Genomic DNA, 19,750 nt, shown 5'->3' with positions numbered 1-19,750 from the left:
TTATGCGAGTGAAAGGTAGAAAATGGACGAGGAATGTCATCTAAAACAGGAGTGATCGTTATGAACCATCTCAAGCTGAATGAATACCGCATGCTGAACCAGCACGTCAAAAAAGGGCAAATCTTATTTGTAGGATCCTCGCTAATGGAAGGATTCCCGATTTATGAGATGCAGTTGACTTCAAACCTAGGATTAGATCGCGTCATCTATAATCGCGGAATTGGGGGTACGACGACCTCTGATCTGCTGCAATCGATGGATATCTGCATCTTTGATTTGGAGCCAAGCAAGCTGTTTATCAATATCGGCTCGAATGATATCGGAGGCAGTGGAGAGAACGGATATAGCAAAGATGCCCTGCTAATGAATTACGATAACATTCTGAATCAGATTAAGTCGCGATTACCGCTGTGCGAAGTATTCGTGATGGCCTATTATCCAATCAATGCGGAAGCGGACTTCGGACTTGATCCATCAGAGAAGCAATCGATGTTTGCGACCCGAACAAACGCCAATATATTAGAGGCGAATGAAGCAATCGAACAATTGGCTAAGCAGCATGGATTTTCTTTTATTAACGTGAACGAAGGTTTAACTGATGACACAGGGAATTTGAAGCCGGAATTCACCGTGGAAGGCATCCATTTATGGCCGAACGCTTATAGGGTCATTCTGAATAATTTGAGTAGATATTTGTAGAGTCCTTGATGCAAAACCAGTATTAATTGGTATTTTTGTTTTAATACAAAATGTTTGATTGAAAACGTTTTTTCATGTATGATACATGTAATCGATTAATAATTGAAAGGAGGACGGAGACATGTTGGAACTGAGCTTCAAAAATCCGGACGAGCTGGTGAGCGTCGCGCACGCGTTGTCGACGCGGTCGAGGGTCGATGTCCTGCAGCTGCTGAGCACGAAGAAGCTGAACGTGGTGGAAATCGCAGAAGCGCTTAAACTTCCGGTGTCGACCGTCGCTAATAACGTGAAGGTTCTGGAGGCTGCAGGCCTAATCAACACTGAATTGCTGCCGGCTACTCGCGGGGCGATGAAGGTGTGCAGCCGGAATTACGACGATATTCATATCGGTTTCAACATGCCGAAGACGCTCCCGAAAGGCGAGACCACGGAATACCGCGTCGAGATGCCGATCGGCCATTACAGCGACTGCGAAGTGTATCCAACCTGCGGCATCGCTGGCGCGGGCGGCTTCCTGTTCGACGAGGACGAGCCGGTCCAGTTCTATCATCCGAAACATATCGACGCGCAGTTGATATGGTTCCGCAAAGGGTACGTTGAGTACCAATTGCCGCTCGACCTGCCGTCAGGCGCAAAGGTCAAGTCGCTCGAGGTTTCCATGGAGCTATGCTCGGAAGCGCCTAACTACGACAACAATTGGCCTTCCGATATTACGCTGTGGGTGAACGGGCGGGAGATCGGTTCGTGGACGAGTCCCGGCGATTTCGGCGGCCGCAGGGGCAAGCTCAATCCGGCTTGGTGGTCCGACGCAGCGACGCAATACGGTTTGCTCAAGACCTGGATCATCGACGGGGAGCGGACAACGCTCGACATGAAGGAGATTTCCGAGGTCAATGTCGGGGACTTGAACCTCAAGCAGCGTCCGAGCGTTAGAATCCGGATCGGCGTCAAAGACGACGCGGTTCATAAAGGCGGCGTGAACCTGTTCGGCCAGCAGTTTGGCGATTACGAGCAGGGCATTGTGATGAAAGTTAATTACGGCATGGAGTAATCGCATACAGAGTAATCGGAATTTACGAGGTGTAAATGAGCCTTAATTACAGAATTCCTGTAATTAAGGCTTCTTTTATTGGCATAAAAACCAAAAAACTAGAATGAAACCGTTGACAATTGCCATTATCGAAGGTAGTATACGTATATAGAAACGAAAAATGTGTAATAAAACAAAATTACCACTTTGTTTCTAGAGATAAAAACAAATAGGGAGGCCCACCATGAACAAAAGATTATCCCTTGCAGCAACGTCTTTGCTCTCGATTTCCCTGCTTCTAAGCGCATGCGGCGGCAACAACGCTGGCAATGCAAACAATGGCACTGCCAGCAATGAAAGCGCAAACAATAGCGGCAGCAGCAACGCCGGAACGAACGCGGCGGACAATGCGGACGCCGGCAACGCTTCTGCGGGCAGCGATGAGAAAGTCAGCTTGAACTTCTGGACGCTGTTCGACGGCGGCGACGGCGCCAACATGCAAACGTTGGTTGATGAGTTCAATAAATCGCATCCGAACATTCAAGTGAAGAACACGAAGCTCGTATGGGGCGAATATTATACGAAATTGATTACCGCGGTCGGCAACGGAAACGGTCCTGACGTCGGTATTTCCCACACATCTCGCTTGCCAGACCTGATCGACCAAGGCGTCGTAACGGAAGTGGACGATGTGGCTGAAGTTGCAGGCGTGGACTGGTCGTCGTACAACCAGAACCTGCTGAACGCGACGATCGTCGACGGCAAGCATTACGCGGCTCCGATCGATACGCATCCGTTCATCATGTTCTACAATAAGAAGCTGCTGAAAGACGCCGGTCTCCTTGGCGAAGACGGCAAACCGGTAATGGAGCAATCCGCGGACGGCTTCATGAAATTCCTGGATACGCTGAAAGCGAAGCTGCCGGCGAAAGTAACGCCGTTTGCGCTTTCCAATTCCAACGACGATCCTTACCGTCTGTGGTGGGCGCTGTACTCCCAGCAAGGCGGCAACGACATCGTATCCGATGATTTGAAATCGGCAGCCGTCGACAAAGAGAAAGGCGCGAAAGCAGCCGGATACATCCAGAAGCTCTACACGGGCGGCTACATCAAGAAGAACGATCCGGACTTCTATAAAAATTTCCAAAGCGGCACGGCTGCGATCATGATGACAGGCGTATGGGCAACAGGTACTTGGGAAGCGACGAAAGGGCTCGAATTCGGCGCAATGCCGATTCCGAAGATTTTCGACCAAGAAGCAACATGGGGAGATTCCCACACGATTATCCTGCCAGTAACGAAATCCGAAGATCCGGCGAAGCGCAAAGCGGCAATGATCTTCGCGGATTGGGTAGCTTCCAACGGTCAAATTTGGGCGAAAGCAGGCCATATTCCGTCCAAGCCGTCCGTTCTTGAGAACGCGGACTACAAAGCGATGCCTTACCGCAGCGACTATGCATCCGTTGCTTCGACGGTTAAATTCAGCAAGCCATCCACGAAGAACTGGCAAATCCGCGACAACGCGTCGTTCAAAATTCTGAACGAAGTGTGGGCGAACAAGCTGGATCCGGCGGCAGCCATGGACAAACTGCAAGATGGCGTTCAGAAAGTGCTGAACGAATAGTAAAGTTCATATCGCAACGTTTCCCGGGAGCTTGCGGCCGTACATGGCCGCAAGCTCTGCGGCGAAATGGGAGGAGGGGCGTTAACGATGAGAATGAACAAGCTGAGGGCGGATGTACAGGCGCTTCTGTATCTACTGCCGTTTCTGGTTATCTATATCCTGTTCACCATATGGCCGATGATCAAAGGCGTGAATATGACGTTCTACAAATGGACGCTTATCCGCAAAATGAAATACGTTGGCTGGGATAACTATTCCCGCATGATACACGACAATGAGATGTGGTCAGCCATTTGGCATTCCGTCATCTTCGTCGTGCTGACGACGCCTACCATGGTCATCTTGGCTATTGCGCTCGCGATGATCGCCAATCGTAAATCCCGGCTGCAGCGCTTATACCGCAGCGTATTCTTCCTGCCTAGCGTTCTATCCGTAGCGGTCGCGTCTTTTCTCGGCCTCTTCGTGTTTCAACCCTATACCGGGCTTGTCAATTCGGTCCTTCATCTGGTGCGCTTGCTTCCGGAGAACTCCGAAATCTTCTGGCTGAACGAAACGAACCTTTCCTGGATCGCCATCGCGCTCATCACGCTGTGGTGGACCGTAGGATTCAACTTCATCCTGTATTTGTCGGCCATGCAGGATATTCCCGATGAAATTTACGAGGCCGCCCGATTGGACGGCGCGAACGATAGACAAATTTTCTTCCGGATTACATTCCCGTACTTGAATCCCATTACGAAGACAATCACGATGCTTCAAATCATCGCTTCGTTCAAAGTATTTATGCAGATCTATATCATTACGGGCGGCGGACCGCTCGACAAGACCCGTCCGATCATCCAGCTCATCTACCAGACGGGCTTCAAGAAGAACGATCTCGGCTACGCGGCGACGATGTCTTACATGCTGTTCGCGATTCTGCTCGTGCTCTCGATCTTCCAGTACTGGCTTAACAACCGGAAAGGGGCGAACGCCTAATGAAAAACGTATACCGCGTCGTATCGCTCCTGTTCGCTTTCGTGTTCCTGGCGCCGGTCATCTGGATGCTCGTCGTGTCCATTAAGGAAGAGGGGATGAAGATCGTAACGGTGCTGGACTGGTTCACGCCGCCGTATTCGTTCGCCGTCTACGATCAAATCCTGAGTGCCACGAAACTGTCGAACTGGGTGCTGAACAGCTTCGGTATCGGCGTCGTCGTGACGATCTTGACCGTTATCATCGCGGCGCTTGCGGGCTTCGTGCTGTCGAAGCTACCGTTCCGCTACCGTTCGTTCATGTTCTTCTTCGTCCTGGCAGGCTTGCTCGTTCCGGGCGAAGCCATCATCATCCCGCTTTATCAAGTAGCCAAGGACATGAATTTACTGAATTCCTACCAAGGCTTGATCTTGCCGGCGCTTGCGTCGCCGTTCGCGGTCATCGTGCTCAAGAGTTTCTTCGACGGCGTGCCGAATGATCTGCTCGAGAGCGTGCAGATCGACGGGGGCGGAACTTGGCGCATATTCACCAGCATCATGCTGCCGCTGACGCGTCCGGCACTGGCTTCGATGGCGATTCTGACGTTCATCGGGTCTTGGAACAACTTCCTCTGGCCGTTTCTGTCGCTCACGGACGACAACCTGTTCACGCTTCCGATGGGGATTCCGACACTGATGAGCTCGTACTCGGAAGACTACGTCAAGCCGATGGTCGTCAACACGATCGCATCCTTGCCGATCATGCTGCTGTTCCTTATTTTCGAGCGTCAAATCGTCAAAGGTGTCAGCTTGTCCGGTATTAAAGGATGAGCGAGGTCCAAGTCGCGCGCAAGCGGGAGAGGGCGATCGACCTGTTCAAAGGCTTGCTCGTGCTGGGGATGGTGTACTGCCATACGCTGCAGTTCTTCAGCGACCAGCAAATCTATCCGAACGGGCAGCGTGTAATCGACGTCATTAATCTCATCACCTTCACCGGCTTCGTATTCAGCTTCGGATACGTATCTGAGCTGGCTTATTATACGAAGACGTTCCGGAAGGCGGCGCCGCGCATGCTGATGGCTGCAGTCAAGACGCTGGGCGCCTTCTACGTATCGGGACTTGCTTACCGGTTGTTCATCGACGGCAAAGTGTTGTCCTGGGCAACGGTCAGACCGATCCTCCTGCTGGAGGATATGCCGGGCTGGTCCGAGTTTCTCTGGTCATTCACTTATCTCATGATTGCAGGTCTTATTCTATTCGTTCCTCTTAATAAGCTTTCCGGACGCCAATGGCTCGGTTTCGCGGTCGCGGGCCTGCTCTTGCTGACGACTTGGATGCCATACGGCTCCATCCATGCGATGAAGCTCGGACCGCTCATCGGAACGCGGGACTTCGCTTCGTTTCCGGTGCTGCAATATTTCCCTTATTATCTCGTCGGTATCTTGTTCGCGCGTTACCGCATCGGCTGGGACTGGCGCGTGCTCGCAGGCGCAGCCATCGCATCCGGCGCGTTCCTGTGGCGTTTGATCGCGGATGACGGAGCGCTACCGGAACGATTCCCGCCGTCCGTATGGTGGATCATCGGGCCTGCTTTGCTGCTCTACGGTTACTATCTGCTCGGCAAGCAGATGGAACGCTATCCGGCGCCGTTCGCCGTCTTCGAGACGATGGGACGCAATGTGCTCTGGTATCTGGTCATGAGCAACGTCATTATTTTTGCGTTGAAGGGCAATCAACAGAACAACGTGCTCGTCAGCGCGCCGGGAGGCTTCTGGCTGGCAGCGGCCATACTCGGCGTCGTGACGTTCACCGTCTGGATCATTACGAAAAAAAGCAAATAAGACTCTCTTAAAAATAAATAGATAAGCTTCGAAGGAGTGGAAGAACATGGTGCAAGCAAGTGAGCTTAGAGACGAATATCCGCGCCCGCAGTTCGTCCGCGAGAAATGGTTGAATCTGAACGGCGAATGGGAATTCGCATTCGATGATGCGAATGCTGGGGAACGAGAGGGTTGGCACGAAGGCGACCAAGAATTCCCGGCGCGTATCGCAGTGCCATTCTGTTATCAAAGCGAGCTGAGCGGCATCGCGGACACGGCGTTTCACGACACGGTCTGGTATCGTCGTTCGTTCGTACTGCCTGTCGATTATACTGGCAAGCGCATCGTGCTTCACTTCGGCGCGGTGGATTACGATTGCCGCGTCTGGGTGAACGGAAAGTTTGTGCTGGCGCACGAAGGCGGTCACACGCCGTTCAAGGCGGATATTACGGAAGCGCTGCGCGATGGCGAGAACATCATCGTCGTCAAAGCAGTCGATTACAGCAAGGACGTCACGCTGCCGCGCGGCAAGCAGTTCTGGGAAGAGAAGTCCGCAGGCATTTTCTATACACGCACAACTGGCATTTGGCAAACGGTATGGCTGGAGCCTGTCGCCGAAGCGCATATCGGTCGGATTCGACTGACGCCAGACATTGATCATAATCAATTGAAGCTCCAAGCATTCGTTGCAGGTCTGCAGCCGGGAGCCGAAGTCTCCATGCGCGCGACCGTCTCGTTCGATGGCGAGGTGATCTCCGAGGACACGTTCCGTGTCATGCGCGACGCGGAGACTCGCATCATCAGCCTTCACGACTTTAACGATCACGGCCTTGGCCGCTGGTGGACGCCAGAGAAGCCGAACCTGTATGACCTGCGTCTGACGCTGCTCGTGAACGGGGCAGAAGTCGATCGAGTCGACAGCTATTTCGGCATGCGCAAAATTTCCATCGAGGGCGGCGTCGTGCTGTTGAACAACCGGCCGTACGAGATGCGGCTGGTGCTTGATCAGGGGTATTTTCCGCAGGGTCTCTTAACCGCTCCGAGCGACGATGCGCTGAAGCGCGATGTCGAGCTGACGAAGGAGATGGGCTTCAACGGCGCCCGCAAGCATCAGAAGATCGAAGACCCGCGTTACTTGTACTGGGCGGACCGGCTCGGCCTGCTCGTGTGGGGCGAGATGGCGAATGCATACCATTTCTCCGAGCCATATGTCGGCCGCGTGACGCGAGAATGGATTGAAGCGGTCGAACGCGACTACAACCATCCATGCCTCGTCGCCTGGGTGCCGATCAACGAAAGCTGGGGCGTCGTCAACATTCTCGTCGACGAGCAGCAGCGGCAGCATGCGCTAGCGATGTACCATATGACCAAGTCGCTTGACCCGACCCGTCCGGTTATCTCGAACGACGGCTGGGAACTCGTGAAGACCGATCTCGTCACGATCCATGACTACGAATGGCGCCGCGAGGTGCTGGCCGACCGATATTCGTCGATCGACAATGCGCTCGCAGCAAGGCCGGGCAATCGCTGGATTCTCGTACCTGGCTTCCCATATGAAGGTCAGCCGCTGCTTGTTACGGAGTTCGGCGGTATCTCCTTCCAGAAAGGCGATTGGGAAGGATGGGGCTACTCCGGCGCCAAGGACGAGGCAGACTTTGAAGAAAGGCTTCGCAATGTCGTGGAGCCGATTCGCGAAGCGCCGCTCGTTCAAGGCTTCTGCTACACGCAGCTGACTGACGTGGAGCAGGAGATCAACGGCTTGCTGACCTATGACCGGCAGCCAAAGCTGCCGCTGGAACAGATCCGCCGTATCGTGGCGGGCAGATAATACCCGGCGAACGGAGGGATGTCCGCATGGGACGCATGAAATGGGCAGGACCGCTGCTGATTCTGCTGTGCCTCGGCGCGGCTGGCTGCACGGGAAACGACGACGGCAAACCGGAGGCTTCGGTGAAATCGACCGTCCGCACATATACGAATCCGATCAGTCTGCCTGACGAATGGGGCGAATACGGATTGGGCGACCCGTTCGTATTCGCCTACAACGGGACGTACTATCTGTACGTCAGCACGCGCGATACCGACGCGGGCGTGAAGGTCTGGTCGTCCGAGGACCTCGTCGACTGGAAATACGAAGGCTTATGCACGGAAGATCCCATTACGATCGCGGCTTACGCGCCTGAAGTGCGCTATTGGAACGGCAAGTTCTATATGTACACTTCACCGGCTGGACAAGGGCATTACGTGCTTGTCGCCGACAAGCCGACAGGACCTTTCAAGGTCGCGACCGATAATTTCGGCCGCACCATAGACGGCACGACATTCGTGGACGATGACGGGCAATGGTACTTCTACTATGCCGGACCTATGGGCATTCAAGCCGCGCGGATGACCGATCCGCTGACAATCGGTCCGGAAGAAACGCAGACAGGCGCGTACATGGGCGGTTGGACGGAAGGTCCGACCGTGTTCAAGCGCCATGACAACTATTATTTGACTTACACGGGCAACCACGTGTTCAGCGCCGGATATCGCGTTGACGCGGCGGTAAGTGCTTCGCCGCTGCAGGATTTCCAGAGCCAGTCGAACGATCCCGTCCTGCTGCGCACGGAGGGAGCGACTGTCGGGCTCGGGCATAATTCCATCGTCACGGGTCCGGATCTGGACACGCAATATATGGTGTATCACAATCTCGAGGGTCACGGTGTCGTCGGTCCTCTTCGGCATATGAATATCGACCGCATTGTCTGGGACGGGGATTTGATGCAAGTGGCTGGTCCTACATCGTCGAAACAGGCAGCGCCTGCAATGCCTGCATTCGCCGACCGGTTCGACCGTCAGAAGCTGGGTAAAGCCTGGAAGAGCAGCGTCGGTGACGCGAAGTGGGCGATTGACGGGAGACAAGGACTGACCGCTAAAGGTGCAGGCACATCCGGCATGTCGATACTCGCTTCGAAGGAGGAGACAGCGGGCAACTACACGGCGGAATATCACGTACGCCTGTTATCCGGCAAGCAAGGAAAGGCAGGCATCGTGTTCTCGTACGCCGATAAGAAGAATTACGGAATCGCGACTTGGAGCGCGGCAGATGGCAAGCTAGAAGCGCGCTACATGATAGACGGCGCGGAAGCCATGAAGGTCTCGGCATCCGTACCGGGTAATCTCGATCTCGCCCAGCTGCAGACGCTGCGCGTAGAGAAAGCCGGCAATAAGCTGGTCATCTACGCGGAAGGCATGAAGCTGCTTGCAGCAGAGCTGCCCGCAGATGCGGGCGCGGGGGCTATCGGCTACGCCGTCGACAACGCCGATGCGTCCTTCGGTTACGCCGCGTTCAGCGATGCCGTGGATGGCAGTGCGGCCGGCTTGGCGTATGCGCCGCTCCCGGGTCGCGTGAACGCGTTCCAAGATGAGGGCGGAGTGGCCAATGCGAACGGATTGACGGATGACGGCGCCGGCGGGCTCGCGGTGACGAAGCTTGATGCGTCGTCGAAGCCGTTGACCTACCTGGTCAACGCAGCCGAAAGCGGTGTATACAGCTTCGACTTCCGCGTGGCCGCCGGAGAACAAGGCGCCACATTCCGCTTGATCGAGGACGGCAAGCCGGTCACCGGCGACTTGGCTGTCAAGCCGAGCGCAGGTGGCACTTGGCAGACCGTCTCGGCGCACGATGTTAAGCTGGCGGCTGGTAATCACCGATTGACACTTGAAACTACGCGCGGAACGCTTGACGCTGCTTGGTTCGCGGCTTCCCCGTACGCCCCTGTCGTCGCCAAGAAGGATGATTTCAGCGTCAAGTTCATTCCCGGATGGACGCGCTATGAAGGTATCTGGTCGGTGAAAGACGGCCAACTGCGCGTCACATCGGACGAAGACGGCAAGATTCTGACCGGCGAGGACGGTTATACCGATTATGCGGTTGAAGCCGATGTCACGGTGCCGGAAGAAGACGGACAGGCGGGCATTCTTGTTCGCGTGACCGAGCCGGCGAATGGCATGGAACTGAACCAGAACCGCAACGATTTCTTGCGCGGCTACTTCGCTTACGTCGACGGACAAGGCGTCCATCTGACGAAGCACGATTACAGCACGGCGCTGCTCGCAGACGCGAAGACCGTTCTGCCGAAGCCGGGCGAGAAGCTTCACCTGAAAGTCTCGGCGATTGGCAATACGATAGCTGTGTACGCAGGTACCAGCGCGGAGCCGCTGATTCGCTACGTCGATGATAGCGATTCGGCGTTCCTGCACGGCCGTGTCGGGTTGAAGTCAGTCGGCGGCAGCGCACGGTTCGGCGCGTTCCAGGTCGCGCCTGCTTCTTGAATATTCCATAGCTTTCATAGCTTCCATAGCCGCTAGATCGAAGCAGTCATTTTCATAAAAAGGCAAGGTGAAATTAATGACGCTCAACAAATATCGCCCGGATTACCCGCGGCCGCAATTTGTACGTAATGATTGGCTGAATCTGAACGGCTCGTGGGATTTCCGGTTCGACGATGCCAATGAAGGGGAAACGAAGCGCTGGTTCGAGGCGTTCGCTAGCGGACTCCGCATCGAGGTGCCGTTCGCATACGAGACCAAAGCAAGTGGCATCGCAGATGAGACCGCCCATCAGTACGTCTGGTACCGCCGGACATTCGAGGTCCCAGCGGAACAGCGTGACAAGCAGGTGCTGCTGCATTTCCAAGGGGTAGACTACCTGGCTAAAGTATGGGTGAACGGTTCTTATGCGGGCAGCCATGAAGGCGCGTATGCTGCATTCTCGTTCGATGTGACGTCCTTCTTGAAGCCAGCCGGCGAAGCGAATGAGATCGTCGTCAGAGCGGAAGACACCGAGAGCGGCACGCAGCCGAGAGGCAAGCAGCGCTGGCGCAAGGAGAATTTCGGCTGCTGGTACGTACAGACGACAGGCATCTGGCAGACTGTCTGGCTGGAATACGTCGATGCGAATCATGTGCAGAACGTGAAAATCACGCCGGACGTCGACGCCAACGCCGTTCGTTTCGATTACCGCGTGGCGATCGCTTCGGATGCGGAGCCGCTGCGGCTGACGACCGCGATTAGCATGGAAGGCGTCCTGATCAAAGAGACGACGCAGCTGATCGACCGCTCGGCATTCTCCGCGACGGTGGATCTGATCAGCGAGAAGCGGGAATGGCGGATCGAATATTGGAGCCCGCGCAACCCGAGGCTGTACGAAGTCGAGTTTGTGCTGCGCCAAGGCGACCGGGTCGTCGACCGCGTAGGCTCGTATTTCGGCATGAGGAAGATCTCCATCGTGAACGGCAAAATCATGCTGAACTACGATCAGCTCTACCAACGTTTGATTCTCGACCAGGGCTATTGGGCGGAGAGTCACCTGACGCCGCCGTCGGAAGAGGCGATCATCGCCGACATCGACGCGATTATGGCGATGGGCTACAACGGCGTGCGGAAGCATCAGAAGATCGAGGATGCGCGATTCCTGTGCTGGTGCGACGTGAAGGGATTGCTCGTCTGGTCGGAAGCGGCCGCGACGTTCGAATTCAACGACGAGGCGGTCGACCGGTTCACTCGCGAGTGGCTGGAAATCGTGCAGCAGCAGTACAACCATCCAAGCATCGTGACATGGGTGCCGTTCAACGAGTCATGGGGCATCGGCAACGTCTTCGCCGACAAGCGCCAGCAGCAGTTCACGGAGGCGATCTACCATCTGACCAAGGCGATCGATCCGATGCGTCCGGTCATCGTCAACGACGGCTGGGAGCACACCGTTTCCGACATTCTGACGCTGCACGATTACGAAGAAAGCGGCGAGAAGTTCCTTGCCCGCTACCGGAACCTGGACGCCATTGCCGGCAATGAGCTTGCCTTCAACAACGGACGGTTCGCGATGGCGCAAGGCTACGCGTATCGCGGCCAGCCGATCATCATCAGCGAATTCGGCGGCATCGCTTTCCGTGACGAGAAGGGCTGGGGCTACGGAAACCAAGTGGAAGGCGAAGAGGCGTTCGTCGCTCGGTTCCGCAGCATCACGCAAGCAATCAAGGACACGGAAGGCATCTGCGGCTATTGCTATACGCAAGTGACCGACGTGCAGCAGGAAGTTAACGGCCTGTTGACGGAAGACCGCCGGCCGAAGATTCAGCTCGAGACGATTCGGGCAATCAATTTGGCTTAAAATGAGAAAACCTTCGTTCTCGGTTGATAGCGATCCGGGGACGAAGGTTTTCTGGTGCCAGGATTAAGTTGACCGTTCAGCAGAGGGAAGTGGCGTCTTTAGCTACAGTGGATTTTTCCAACCTAGAACGTCTAATTGAGCCGAAATTGCTCTCTATATTGGGAATATCCACTCATTTTTGCCGATCTGCGGCCTTTTTGACCCGTTCAGCCGAGGATGAATGGAAAAATCCAATATAGCAAAACAAATCGACTATTTCTGCTCCAAATGAGTGGATTTATCCATTATAGCTCGCGACATGCTCAGCCAGATCGCAGCCAGTTCGCAGCTTGATCGCAGCCAGTTCGCAGCCTGGATGGCAACCAGTTCAGTTTTCAGTCAGCCTCCCACGCGCGCTCTTTAAGCTCGCTGCACCTTGCGGAACTCGCTCGGCGTCACGCCGGTAAACTTTTTGAACATCCGGTTGAAGGAGTTGATGTTCTGGTAGCCAACCCGGGCGGCGGCGTCTTGAATCTTGACGTCGGAACGCGAGAGAAGCTCCTTTGCCCGGCTTACCCGAATCAAATTCACGTAGTCGACGAAGTATGTGCCTGTCTTCTCTCTGAAGTATGTAGACAGATAGCTGCGCGTAATGTTCAGCTTATCCGCCATCATATCCAGCGTGATGTCGTGGGCATAATGCTGCTCCAAATAGTCGAATACGAAGCTTGTAATATGATCCTTCTTCTCTTTCTTGCTCCTGATGAGGTCCGTCAGCCGCGGCAGCCATTCCTCGAACGACAGCTCCAGCTCCTCGAACGTATGGCAGTGCGCAAGGTGGTTATCCATCGTTTGAAGCAGCTCGGTATCGAGCTGATTGACGATGAACGCGCGCTTGGCTCTATCTACGATGCAGCTTGCAAAACACCGCACCTCATGCTCGCCGGCCTCCTTCTTACGGAAAGTCGCAAGCTCTCTTCGCACGAACTGCATAATCTGTCCTTCATTGCCGCTGGTCAAGCTCGCATTCAGCTCTTCCTCCTGCGCAGGCATCAGATAATAATTCGCCAGCTTCAGATCCGACCTCTCCCACAGCACTTGGTTGCCGCTGCCAAACTTCCGGTGCAGCTGCAGCGACTTCACTTGCTCGAACGACACCTTGAACTCTTCCGGCTGCTCGAAGCGTGAGCTTACCGCAATCGTTGAGAAACAGTAGGCCTGATCAAGCTCGAGCACATTCTTGAGCGCTTCGAGTGTTTCATTCAGATCCTGCTCGGAGTCCTCCGAGTAGATGACAGACAGCAGCTGATCGCTCTCGAGCTGGAGAGTGAGCGATTCCGGGTACTTCTCTGTCAGGATTTTATCGATATAGGCTCTAATGAACTGTGTCGCGCGTTCCTCGTCATCCGCAATTTCCTCGAGCAGCTGCGGGCGGAAGGTCAGCGTGAACAGCACCACCCGATACGGCTGGTTGCTCTTGATCAAATCTTTCAGATAGCTCGTGTTGCCCCGGATATTCTTGAGCTGGTTAATATACGCGTAGTGGCGCAGCAGCGAATTCTTCTCCTCCAGGTTCTGGCTAATATCGAAATTCGAATCAAGCAGATGGCGGACCTTATCCTGAATGATGGCGAACTCCTTGATGCTGCTATGCTTTTGCTTTTGCCACGGGAAGCCCGTTGTCAGCTGCTGAATGGCTTGCACGAGCTGCTTGACCGGACGGTTGAATTGCAGGCTGAACAGGAACGCAGCGAGAATACTGATCACAACCGCAAGCGCGAGCAGCAGGACGAAGTTAATGTTCCACTTCATCTGCGAGATGGTATCGTCCGGAATGACGTTGACATACGTGAGCCTGCTCGTCTCGCCTTTCTTATAGAAATAATAATTGTTTCCATGCTTCACGAAGCTGGCGTTTCGATCGAAAGCAGGGAACGTCTCATCCGACTTGCCGCTTGCGAAGAAAGGCCGCTGCACATCATCCATGATGTAGAATTCATTCGTAATGGATTGATGGAACGCGTTGAACATCTTCTGCGCATCCGCGAGCGCGATGATAAGGACAGACGGATTCGTCTGGTTCTTAATTATGATCGGGATGAGCTGTGTGCTTACTTTCCTGTTCAAATAATCGTACTCCGAAAAGTCGGAAGCCGGCAGTATTCGAGTGACATAGAGGCTGTCAAACTGTGATTTCCAGAACTCGTACGAGTAGTCTTTGCTGTAGTAATAGCGCTGGAACATGACATCGGCATCGGCGCCGCGGGATTTCTCTATGGTGACGTTGCTTTTCTGGAAGTAGATAATCATGTTCTCAAGGTAGAGCGATTGGTTGGCGAGGTACTGCTGCATCTCATCGATTAGCTTGCCGCCTGCGGCATAATCGAAGTCCGGCTTATCGAGCGCGGCGATTTTGTCGTTCATGGAGAAGGAGAGAATGGAATTTTCGATCAGGCTGATTTTGGCCTCGTAGCTGTCGATCGTATTTTTCAAGTTGAGGTTATTGTAAGTGATCACTTCATCTTTGATGTGGCCGCGATAGAAGAAGACAGAGTACAGAATGAAAGAAACGAGCAGCGTGACAATCGTGATGTAGCTGATCAGGAGCCATAGGAATAGGGATGGAGACTTGATGCGGGCAATCGGAAATGCAAGGAGCGATAAAATTCGATTCATGAAAACAACCCTTTCGTCGTGGTATGTTTTCAAGCCTGTTTACATCAATTTTATAGAATAGCGGGCATTTGAACAATGGTCTTATTTTCATAACTTCACAGTATTTTTGGGTAATGCAAATAAAATGAACGATATCAAATACTGCCTGTATCAGGTACGGGGCCGATTCGCTATAGTGGGGGCATAAAGAAATCCTTGTGCAGGCATCGCCGGCCAGAAGGGGGAGTAGCATGATTCGAACGATCAGGCAGGAGGAAGCGCGGCAATCGCTTGAGCTGACGCAGGCGGCCTTCGCCGTCCGGTTCGCCGAGAGCGACATCGAGCAGCGCCTTGCCAAAATGAACATGGAGCACTATCTCGGCTATTTCGTGGATGAACAGCTTGCTGCACAGTTAGCTATTCTGCCGCTTGCGATCTATGTGCAAGGCGAAGAAATGGCGATGGGCGGTATCGCCCATGTCGCTTCGTATCCGGAGCTGCGCAGGCAGGGTATGGTAGGGAAGCTGATGGCGAGAAGTCTGGCGGAGATGCGGGCGAGCGGGCAGAGCGTGTCGATGCTGAATCCTTTCGCGTACGGCTTCTACCGCAAGTACGGCTGGGAGTATTTCTCGGTGCAGAGCGTGTTTACGCTTGAGCTTGGCGCGGCACCGAAATATCCGGCCGCGTCAGGGGAGGTAAAGCGGCTCAGAGCGGAGGACTGGACAGAGGCAGATGCAGTCTACGACAGCTATGCCAAAAGGTACAACGGTATGCTGAAGCGGGACGAGAATTGGTGGCTGAACCATGTGTTTCGGCGGAAGCTCGGAAGTTTGGCGGTTTATTATGCAGCGGGCAGCGGCGAGCCGACGGGCTATATGCTGTATGACATCAAGGACAGGAACCTTGCGGTGCATGAGCTTGTCTATCTCGATCAAGAGAGCCGAAACGGCCTCTGGCAGTTCATCAGGAACCATGACTCCATCGTGTCGCGGCTGAAGTTCTCGGCGCCTGGCGACGAGCCATTCCTGTTCGGGATGGCGGAGCCGAAGCTCCAGCATGAGCTGCTGGCGAATTTTATGTTCCGTGTCGTTGATGTGGCTGCATTCGTAGAGCGGTATCGTTTTTCCGGGGATGGCCCGGGTGGTGGAGTGCTGCAGGTTGCGCTTGTTGATGAGCATGCGGAATGGAACAGCGGCTTGTGGAAAATCTCAATCGGCGCGGACGGGCGGGCTGAAGCTGCGCTTCTTGCTGAGGAGCAGGCTGTCAGCGGCGCGGGAGCGGTTGGTTGTTCGATTCAGACGTTCGGTGCGATGCTGATTGGATGTCAGCGGCCTTCGCAGTTGGCGGTTCAAGGACTGCTCTCCGGATCGCAGGAGGCAATTGCTGCTTGGGAGCAGGCGATTCCGCGGCGAATCTCATATATGACGGACTTTTTCTAGGAGGGAAGGGCCGAAGGTGAAGAGCTATGCGATTGTGGGCGCGGGAAATCGATGCACGTATATGTATGCGGTGCCGATGAGCCGGGATTATGCGGATACGGCTGCGATTGTCGGCGTGTTCGATACGAATGTGAAGCGCGCGGCATTGCTGCAAGCGAGAATCGGCGAGGCCGGGGGCGGGAACGTGCCGGTCTATGATAATTTTGCGGTGATGCTGGACGAGGCGAAGCCCGACGTCGTCATTGTCACTTCTATTGATAGCACGCATCACACGTATATCGCGGAGGCGTTATTGGCGGGCTGCGATGTCATTTCGGAGAAGCCGCTGACGATTGACGAGGACAAGTGCAGCTTGATCCTGGAGACGGAACGCCTCACCGGCAAGCAGGTGACGGTGACGTTCAACCTGCGGTATATGCCTTTTATGGGACAGTTGAAAGAGCTGGCTGCCGAAGAGACGCTTGGTACGATCACGCATGTGCATTTCGAATGGTTTCTGGATACGAAGCACGGAGCGGATTATTTTCGGAGATGGCATCGGCTCAAGAAGAATTCCGGCGGGCTGCTCGTCCACAAGTCGACGCATCACTTCGACATCATCAATTGGCTGCTGGAGGATGAGCCGGCGCAGGTGCAGGCGTTCGGAGCGACGAAGTTTTATGGAGCGACTCGTGAGGAACGAGGGGACCGCTGCAGTAACTGCGATTATGCTGCGAGCTGCGAATTTCACATCGATATCGGAAAAGGGAACTATAAGCAGCTTTATTCAGATTGCGAGGACGTGGATCAGTACTTCCGCGATGCTTGCGTGTTTGCGGATGAGATCGACATTGAAGACACGGTCAGCCTGACTGCCCGCTATGCCAGAGGCGCGATGATGAGTTATTCTCTGACCGCTTATGCGCCGTATGAAGGCTTTCGTATGGTGATTACCGGTACTGCGGGGCGACTGGAAGCGGTGTATGCGGAAGGGTTTGACCCGAGCGGTGTCGGTAGTGGCGGCAGCAGCGGTGGTACGGAAAAATCGATCAAGCTGTTTGGCAGGCAGGGGCAGGTGATCCATGTTCCTGTGGCTGAGGAAAGCGGCGGGCATGGCGGTGCCGATGAGCGCTTGCTTCGCGCACTGCTCATTGGCGGCGAGTCCGATGGCAGGCAGGCGACTAGCAAGGATGGAGCGTTATCTTGCGCCATCGGTTTTGCGGCGAATCGGTCGATCCGGGAAGGGCAGCCGGTCCGCATCGCGGATCTAATAAAACTTGGATGAGGTGGGGAACAGGATGGACATTCATGTACTGGAAAATGCACAGGAGCTAGGCGCGCGAGCTGCGGCGCATGCGGCATCGGTGCTTCAGGAGACAATCAGCCGCCAAGGAAAAGCGAGATTGCTGCTGTCTACGGGCTCGTCCCAGTTTGAATTCTTCAAGGCGTTCGTTACGCAGCCGGTCGATTGGCGCAAGGTGGAGATGTTCCATCTGGATGAGTATGCGGGCATTCAGCCCGATCATCCTGCCAGCTTCCAAGCCTACTTGCTCGAACGCTTCATCGGTCAGGTAGAGCTAGGCTCGTACCACCTCGTCGACGGCAGGGGCGATCTCCGTGCGACGATTGCCGGGCTGAATGAGGCGATCCGCGAAGCGCCGATTGATCTTGCACTTATTGGTATCGGGGAAAATGCGCATATTGCGTTCAATGATCCGCCGGCTGACTTCGATACGGAGGAGCCTTACATCGTTGTGGAGCTTGACGAAGCCTGCAAGCGGCAGCAGGTAGGCGAAGGTTGGTTCGCAGGTTTGGAGGACGTGCCGACGCATGCGATTACGATGAGCGTGAGGCAGATTTTGAAGAGCAGGGTGATTCTCTCCTGCGTCCCTCATGCGGTAAAAGCGGAGGCGATCCGGCTGACCCTTTCGAGCGAAATTACGCCGAATGTGCCGTCGACAATGCTGCGCACGCATCCGAATTGGACGCTCTATCTGGACCGCAGCTCGGCTGCGCGTACGGAATTGGCGGCCTGCGAGTAGCATGCGGAAGCGGTGGACGGGAAGGCGTTATGATACCGGCGAGCTGGTACATATCGAGGTGGAAGACGGGTTGATTGTTGGGGTTAGCGGAAGAGATAATGTAGGCGGAAACGGGATTGAAAGTAATAATGACTGCTGGATCTCTCCGGGTTGGATCGATCTGCAGGTGAACGGCTTCGCCGGGTATGACCTGAACGGCGAGGCGACGACGGCGGAGGATGTCGCCGGAGTGGCTCGCGCCTTGTTCGCCCGCGGCGTGACGAGCTTCTGCCCGACCGTCATTACGGGCAGCGCTCCGCGGATTCGCCAAGCGATGAGCGCAATCCATGCCGCGTGCGAGCAGGATGCGCTGCTCGGCGAGACGATACCGGGCATCCATCTGGAAGGGCCGTATCTATCGGCCGAAGATGGACCTCGCGGTGCGCATGAACGCGCGCATATTCGCGAGCCGGACTACGCCGAGTTCGCCGATTGGCAGGCGGCGGCAGGCGGGCGAATTGCCCTGTGCACGGTCGCGCCGGAGAAGGTCGGCGCGGCGGCGTTCATTCGGCAGCTGCGCGAGGCGGGCGTTCGCGTCAGCATCGGGCATACGCTGGCGTCGCCGGAGGAGCTGGCGGAGGCAGTGGCCGCTGGCGCCGCGATGTCGACGCACCTCGGCAACGGAGCGCATCCGGTTCTGCCGCGGCATCCCAATTATATTTGGGAGCAGCTGGCAGACGACTCGCTGACGGCGATGTTGATCGCCGACGGGCATCATCTTGGCGCTGCCGTGCTAAAGTCGATGATCCGGGCGAAGCAGGGCCGGTTCATCCTCGTGAGCGACAGCGTCAAATTCGGCGGCATGCCGCCGGGCCGCTACGCGAGCGAGATCGGGCAGCAGGTCGAGCTGCTCGAGAACGGCAGGCTGCAGACGGCCGCAGATGCGCGTATCCTGGCAGGCTCGGCGCAGCCATTGGTGTGTGGCATCGAGAACGCTGTCAGGCTCGCCGGCGTCAGCTTGGCTGAGGCAATCGACGCGGTGACGAAGCGCCCTGCGGATGCGATGGGCTGGGAGGAGTTAGGCCGTTTGCAGCCGGGAGCCCAAGCGAACCTGACACTGTTTCGCATGAAGGATGGACAGATTCAGATCGAAGAGACGGTTGTCGGCGGGCGATCGGTCTGGCAGAACGGGCAGGCAGTGTATTAGATCCTAGAAGCTGGCGGAAAACCGGCGGAATGAGAGAAAGAGAGTACTCCAGGGATCTACATTTAACGGAAAACCGGCGGAATGAACCGGCGGAATGAGGGAAAGAGAGTACTCCAGGGATCTACATTTGCGGAAAACCTTCGTAATGAGGGAAAGAGAGTCCTCCAGGGATCTACATTTGCGGAAAACC

14 protein-coding genes are annotated in these 19,750 nt (G+C 55.2%); 13 read left to right on the top strand and 1 reads right to left on the bottom strand.

Going from position 1 to position 19,750, the window contains the following annotated elements; translation table 11 throughout:
- The first annotated feature begins 60 nt into the window (after positions 1-60).
- The 9 genes from A8990_RS19945 to A8990_RS19905 all read left to right on the top strand — a co-directional run bounded on the left by A8990_RS19945 (position 61) and on the right by A8990_RS19905 (position 12,280).
- Positions 61-699 (top strand): GDSL-type esterase/lipase family protein, encoded by a 639-nt coding sequence (locus A8990_RS19945; RefSeq protein ID WP_220376828.1) that lies wholly within the window; start codon positions 61-63, stop codon positions 697-699.
- 121 nt (positions 700-820) lie between these two features.
- Entirely contained in the window at positions 821-1,750 is a 930-nt protein-coding gene (locus A8990_RS19940; RefSeq protein ID WP_116190810.1) for an ArsR/SmtB family transcription factor, read from the top strand.
- A gap of 223 nt (positions 1,751-1,973) precedes the next feature.
- Positions 1,974-3,353, top strand: coding sequence for an ABC transporter substrate-binding protein (locus tag A8990_RS19935; protein ID WP_116190809.1), 1,380 nt, complete (start codon positions 1,974-1,976; stop codon positions 3,351-3,353).
- Between the two features lie 87 nt (positions 3,354-3,440).
- Positions 3,441-4,331 carry a carbohydrate ABC transporter permease gene (locus A8990_RS19930; protein WP_116190808.1) on the top strand — a complete coding sequence of 297 codons (891 nt, stop codon included), beginning with the start codon at positions 3,441-3,443 and terminating at the stop codon, positions 4,329-4,331.
- Positions 4,331-5,137: a carbohydrate ABC transporter permease gene (locus A8990_RS19925; RefSeq protein ID WP_116190807.1), complete on the top strand. Its 807-nt coding sequence runs from the start codon at positions 4,331-4,333 to the stop codon at positions 5,135-5,137. Before A8990_RS19930 ends, A8990_RS19925 begins: the two co-directional genes overlap by 1 nt.
- Positions 5,134-6,147, top strand: coding sequence for an acyltransferase family protein (locus A8990_RS19920; RefSeq protein WP_116190806.1), 1,014 nt, complete (start codon positions 5,134-5,136; stop codon positions 6,145-6,147). Before A8990_RS19925 ends, A8990_RS19920 begins: the two co-directional genes overlap by 4 nt.
- A gap of 46 nt (positions 6,148-6,193) precedes the next feature.
- Complete coding sequence (locus tag A8990_RS19915; RefSeq protein WP_116190805.1) at positions 6,194-7,954, top strand: glycoside hydrolase family 2 protein; 1,761 nt, start codon at positions 6,194-6,196, stop codon at positions 7,952-7,954.
- Between the two features lie 26 nt (positions 7,955-7,980).
- A complete protein-coding gene (locus A8990_RS19910) occupies positions 7,981-10,443 on the top strand; it encodes a family 43 glycosylhydrolase (RefSeq protein ID WP_116190804.1) in 2,463 nt (820 codons plus the stop codon).
- Positions 10,444-10,519: 76 nt separating this feature from the next.
- On the top strand, positions 10,520-12,280 hold the full coding sequence (locus tag A8990_RS19905; protein ID WP_116190803.1) for a glycoside hydrolase family 2 protein: 1,761 nt from the start codon (positions 10,520-10,522) through the stop codon (positions 12,278-12,280).
- 399 nt (positions 12,281-12,679) lie between these two features.
- On the opposite strand, the gene A8990_RS19900 is transcribed toward A8990_RS19905, so the two are convergent.
- A complete protein-coding gene (locus A8990_RS19900) occupies positions 12,680-14,935 on the bottom strand; it encodes a helix-turn-helix domain-containing protein (protein WP_116190802.1) in 2,256 nt (751 codons plus the stop codon).
- Between the two features lie 230 nt (positions 14,936-15,165).
- Between A8990_RS19900 and A8990_RS19895 the strand changes: the two genes are divergently transcribed.
- Genes A8990_RS19895 through A8990_RS19880 form a run of 4 tightly spaced genes read left to right on the top strand, consistent with a single transcriptional unit; the run spans position 15,166 to position 19,560 of the window.
- Entirely contained in the window at positions 15,166-16,353 is a 1,188-nt protein-coding gene (locus tag A8990_RS19895; protein WP_116190801.1) for a GNAT family N-acetyltransferase, read from the top strand.
- A 16-nt stretch (positions 16,354-16,369) separates the two neighbouring features.
- A complete protein-coding gene (locus A8990_RS19890; RefSeq protein ID WP_116190800.1) occupies positions 16,370-17,617 on the top strand; it encodes a Gfo/Idh/MocA family protein in 1,248 nt (415 codons plus the stop codon).
- A gap of 13 nt (positions 17,618-17,630) precedes the next feature.
- The gene (locus A8990_RS19885; RefSeq protein WP_116190799.1) at positions 17,631-18,374 is read left to right on the top strand and encodes a 6-phosphogluconolactonase; all 744 of its coding nucleotides are present in this window, start codon (positions 17,631-17,633) and stop codon (positions 18,372-18,374) included.
- 1 nt (position 18,375) lies between these two features.
- Positions 18,376-19,560 (top strand): N-acetylglucosamine-6-phosphate deacetylase, encoded by a 1,185-nt coding sequence (locus A8990_RS19880; RefSeq protein WP_116190798.1) that lies wholly within the window; start codon positions 18,376-18,378, stop codon positions 19,558-19,560.
- Positions 19,561-19,750 lie beyond the last annotated feature (190 nt).

The sequence above is a fragment of the Paenibacillus taihuensis genome (assembly GCF_003386535.1).
Taxonomy (GTDB): Bacteria; Bacillota; Bacilli; order Paenibacillales; family Paenibacillaceae; genus Paenibacillus_Z; species Paenibacillus_Z taihuensis.
Note: the sequence above shows the minus strand (reverse complement) of the source record. Positions and strands in the feature narration are given on the sequence as shown.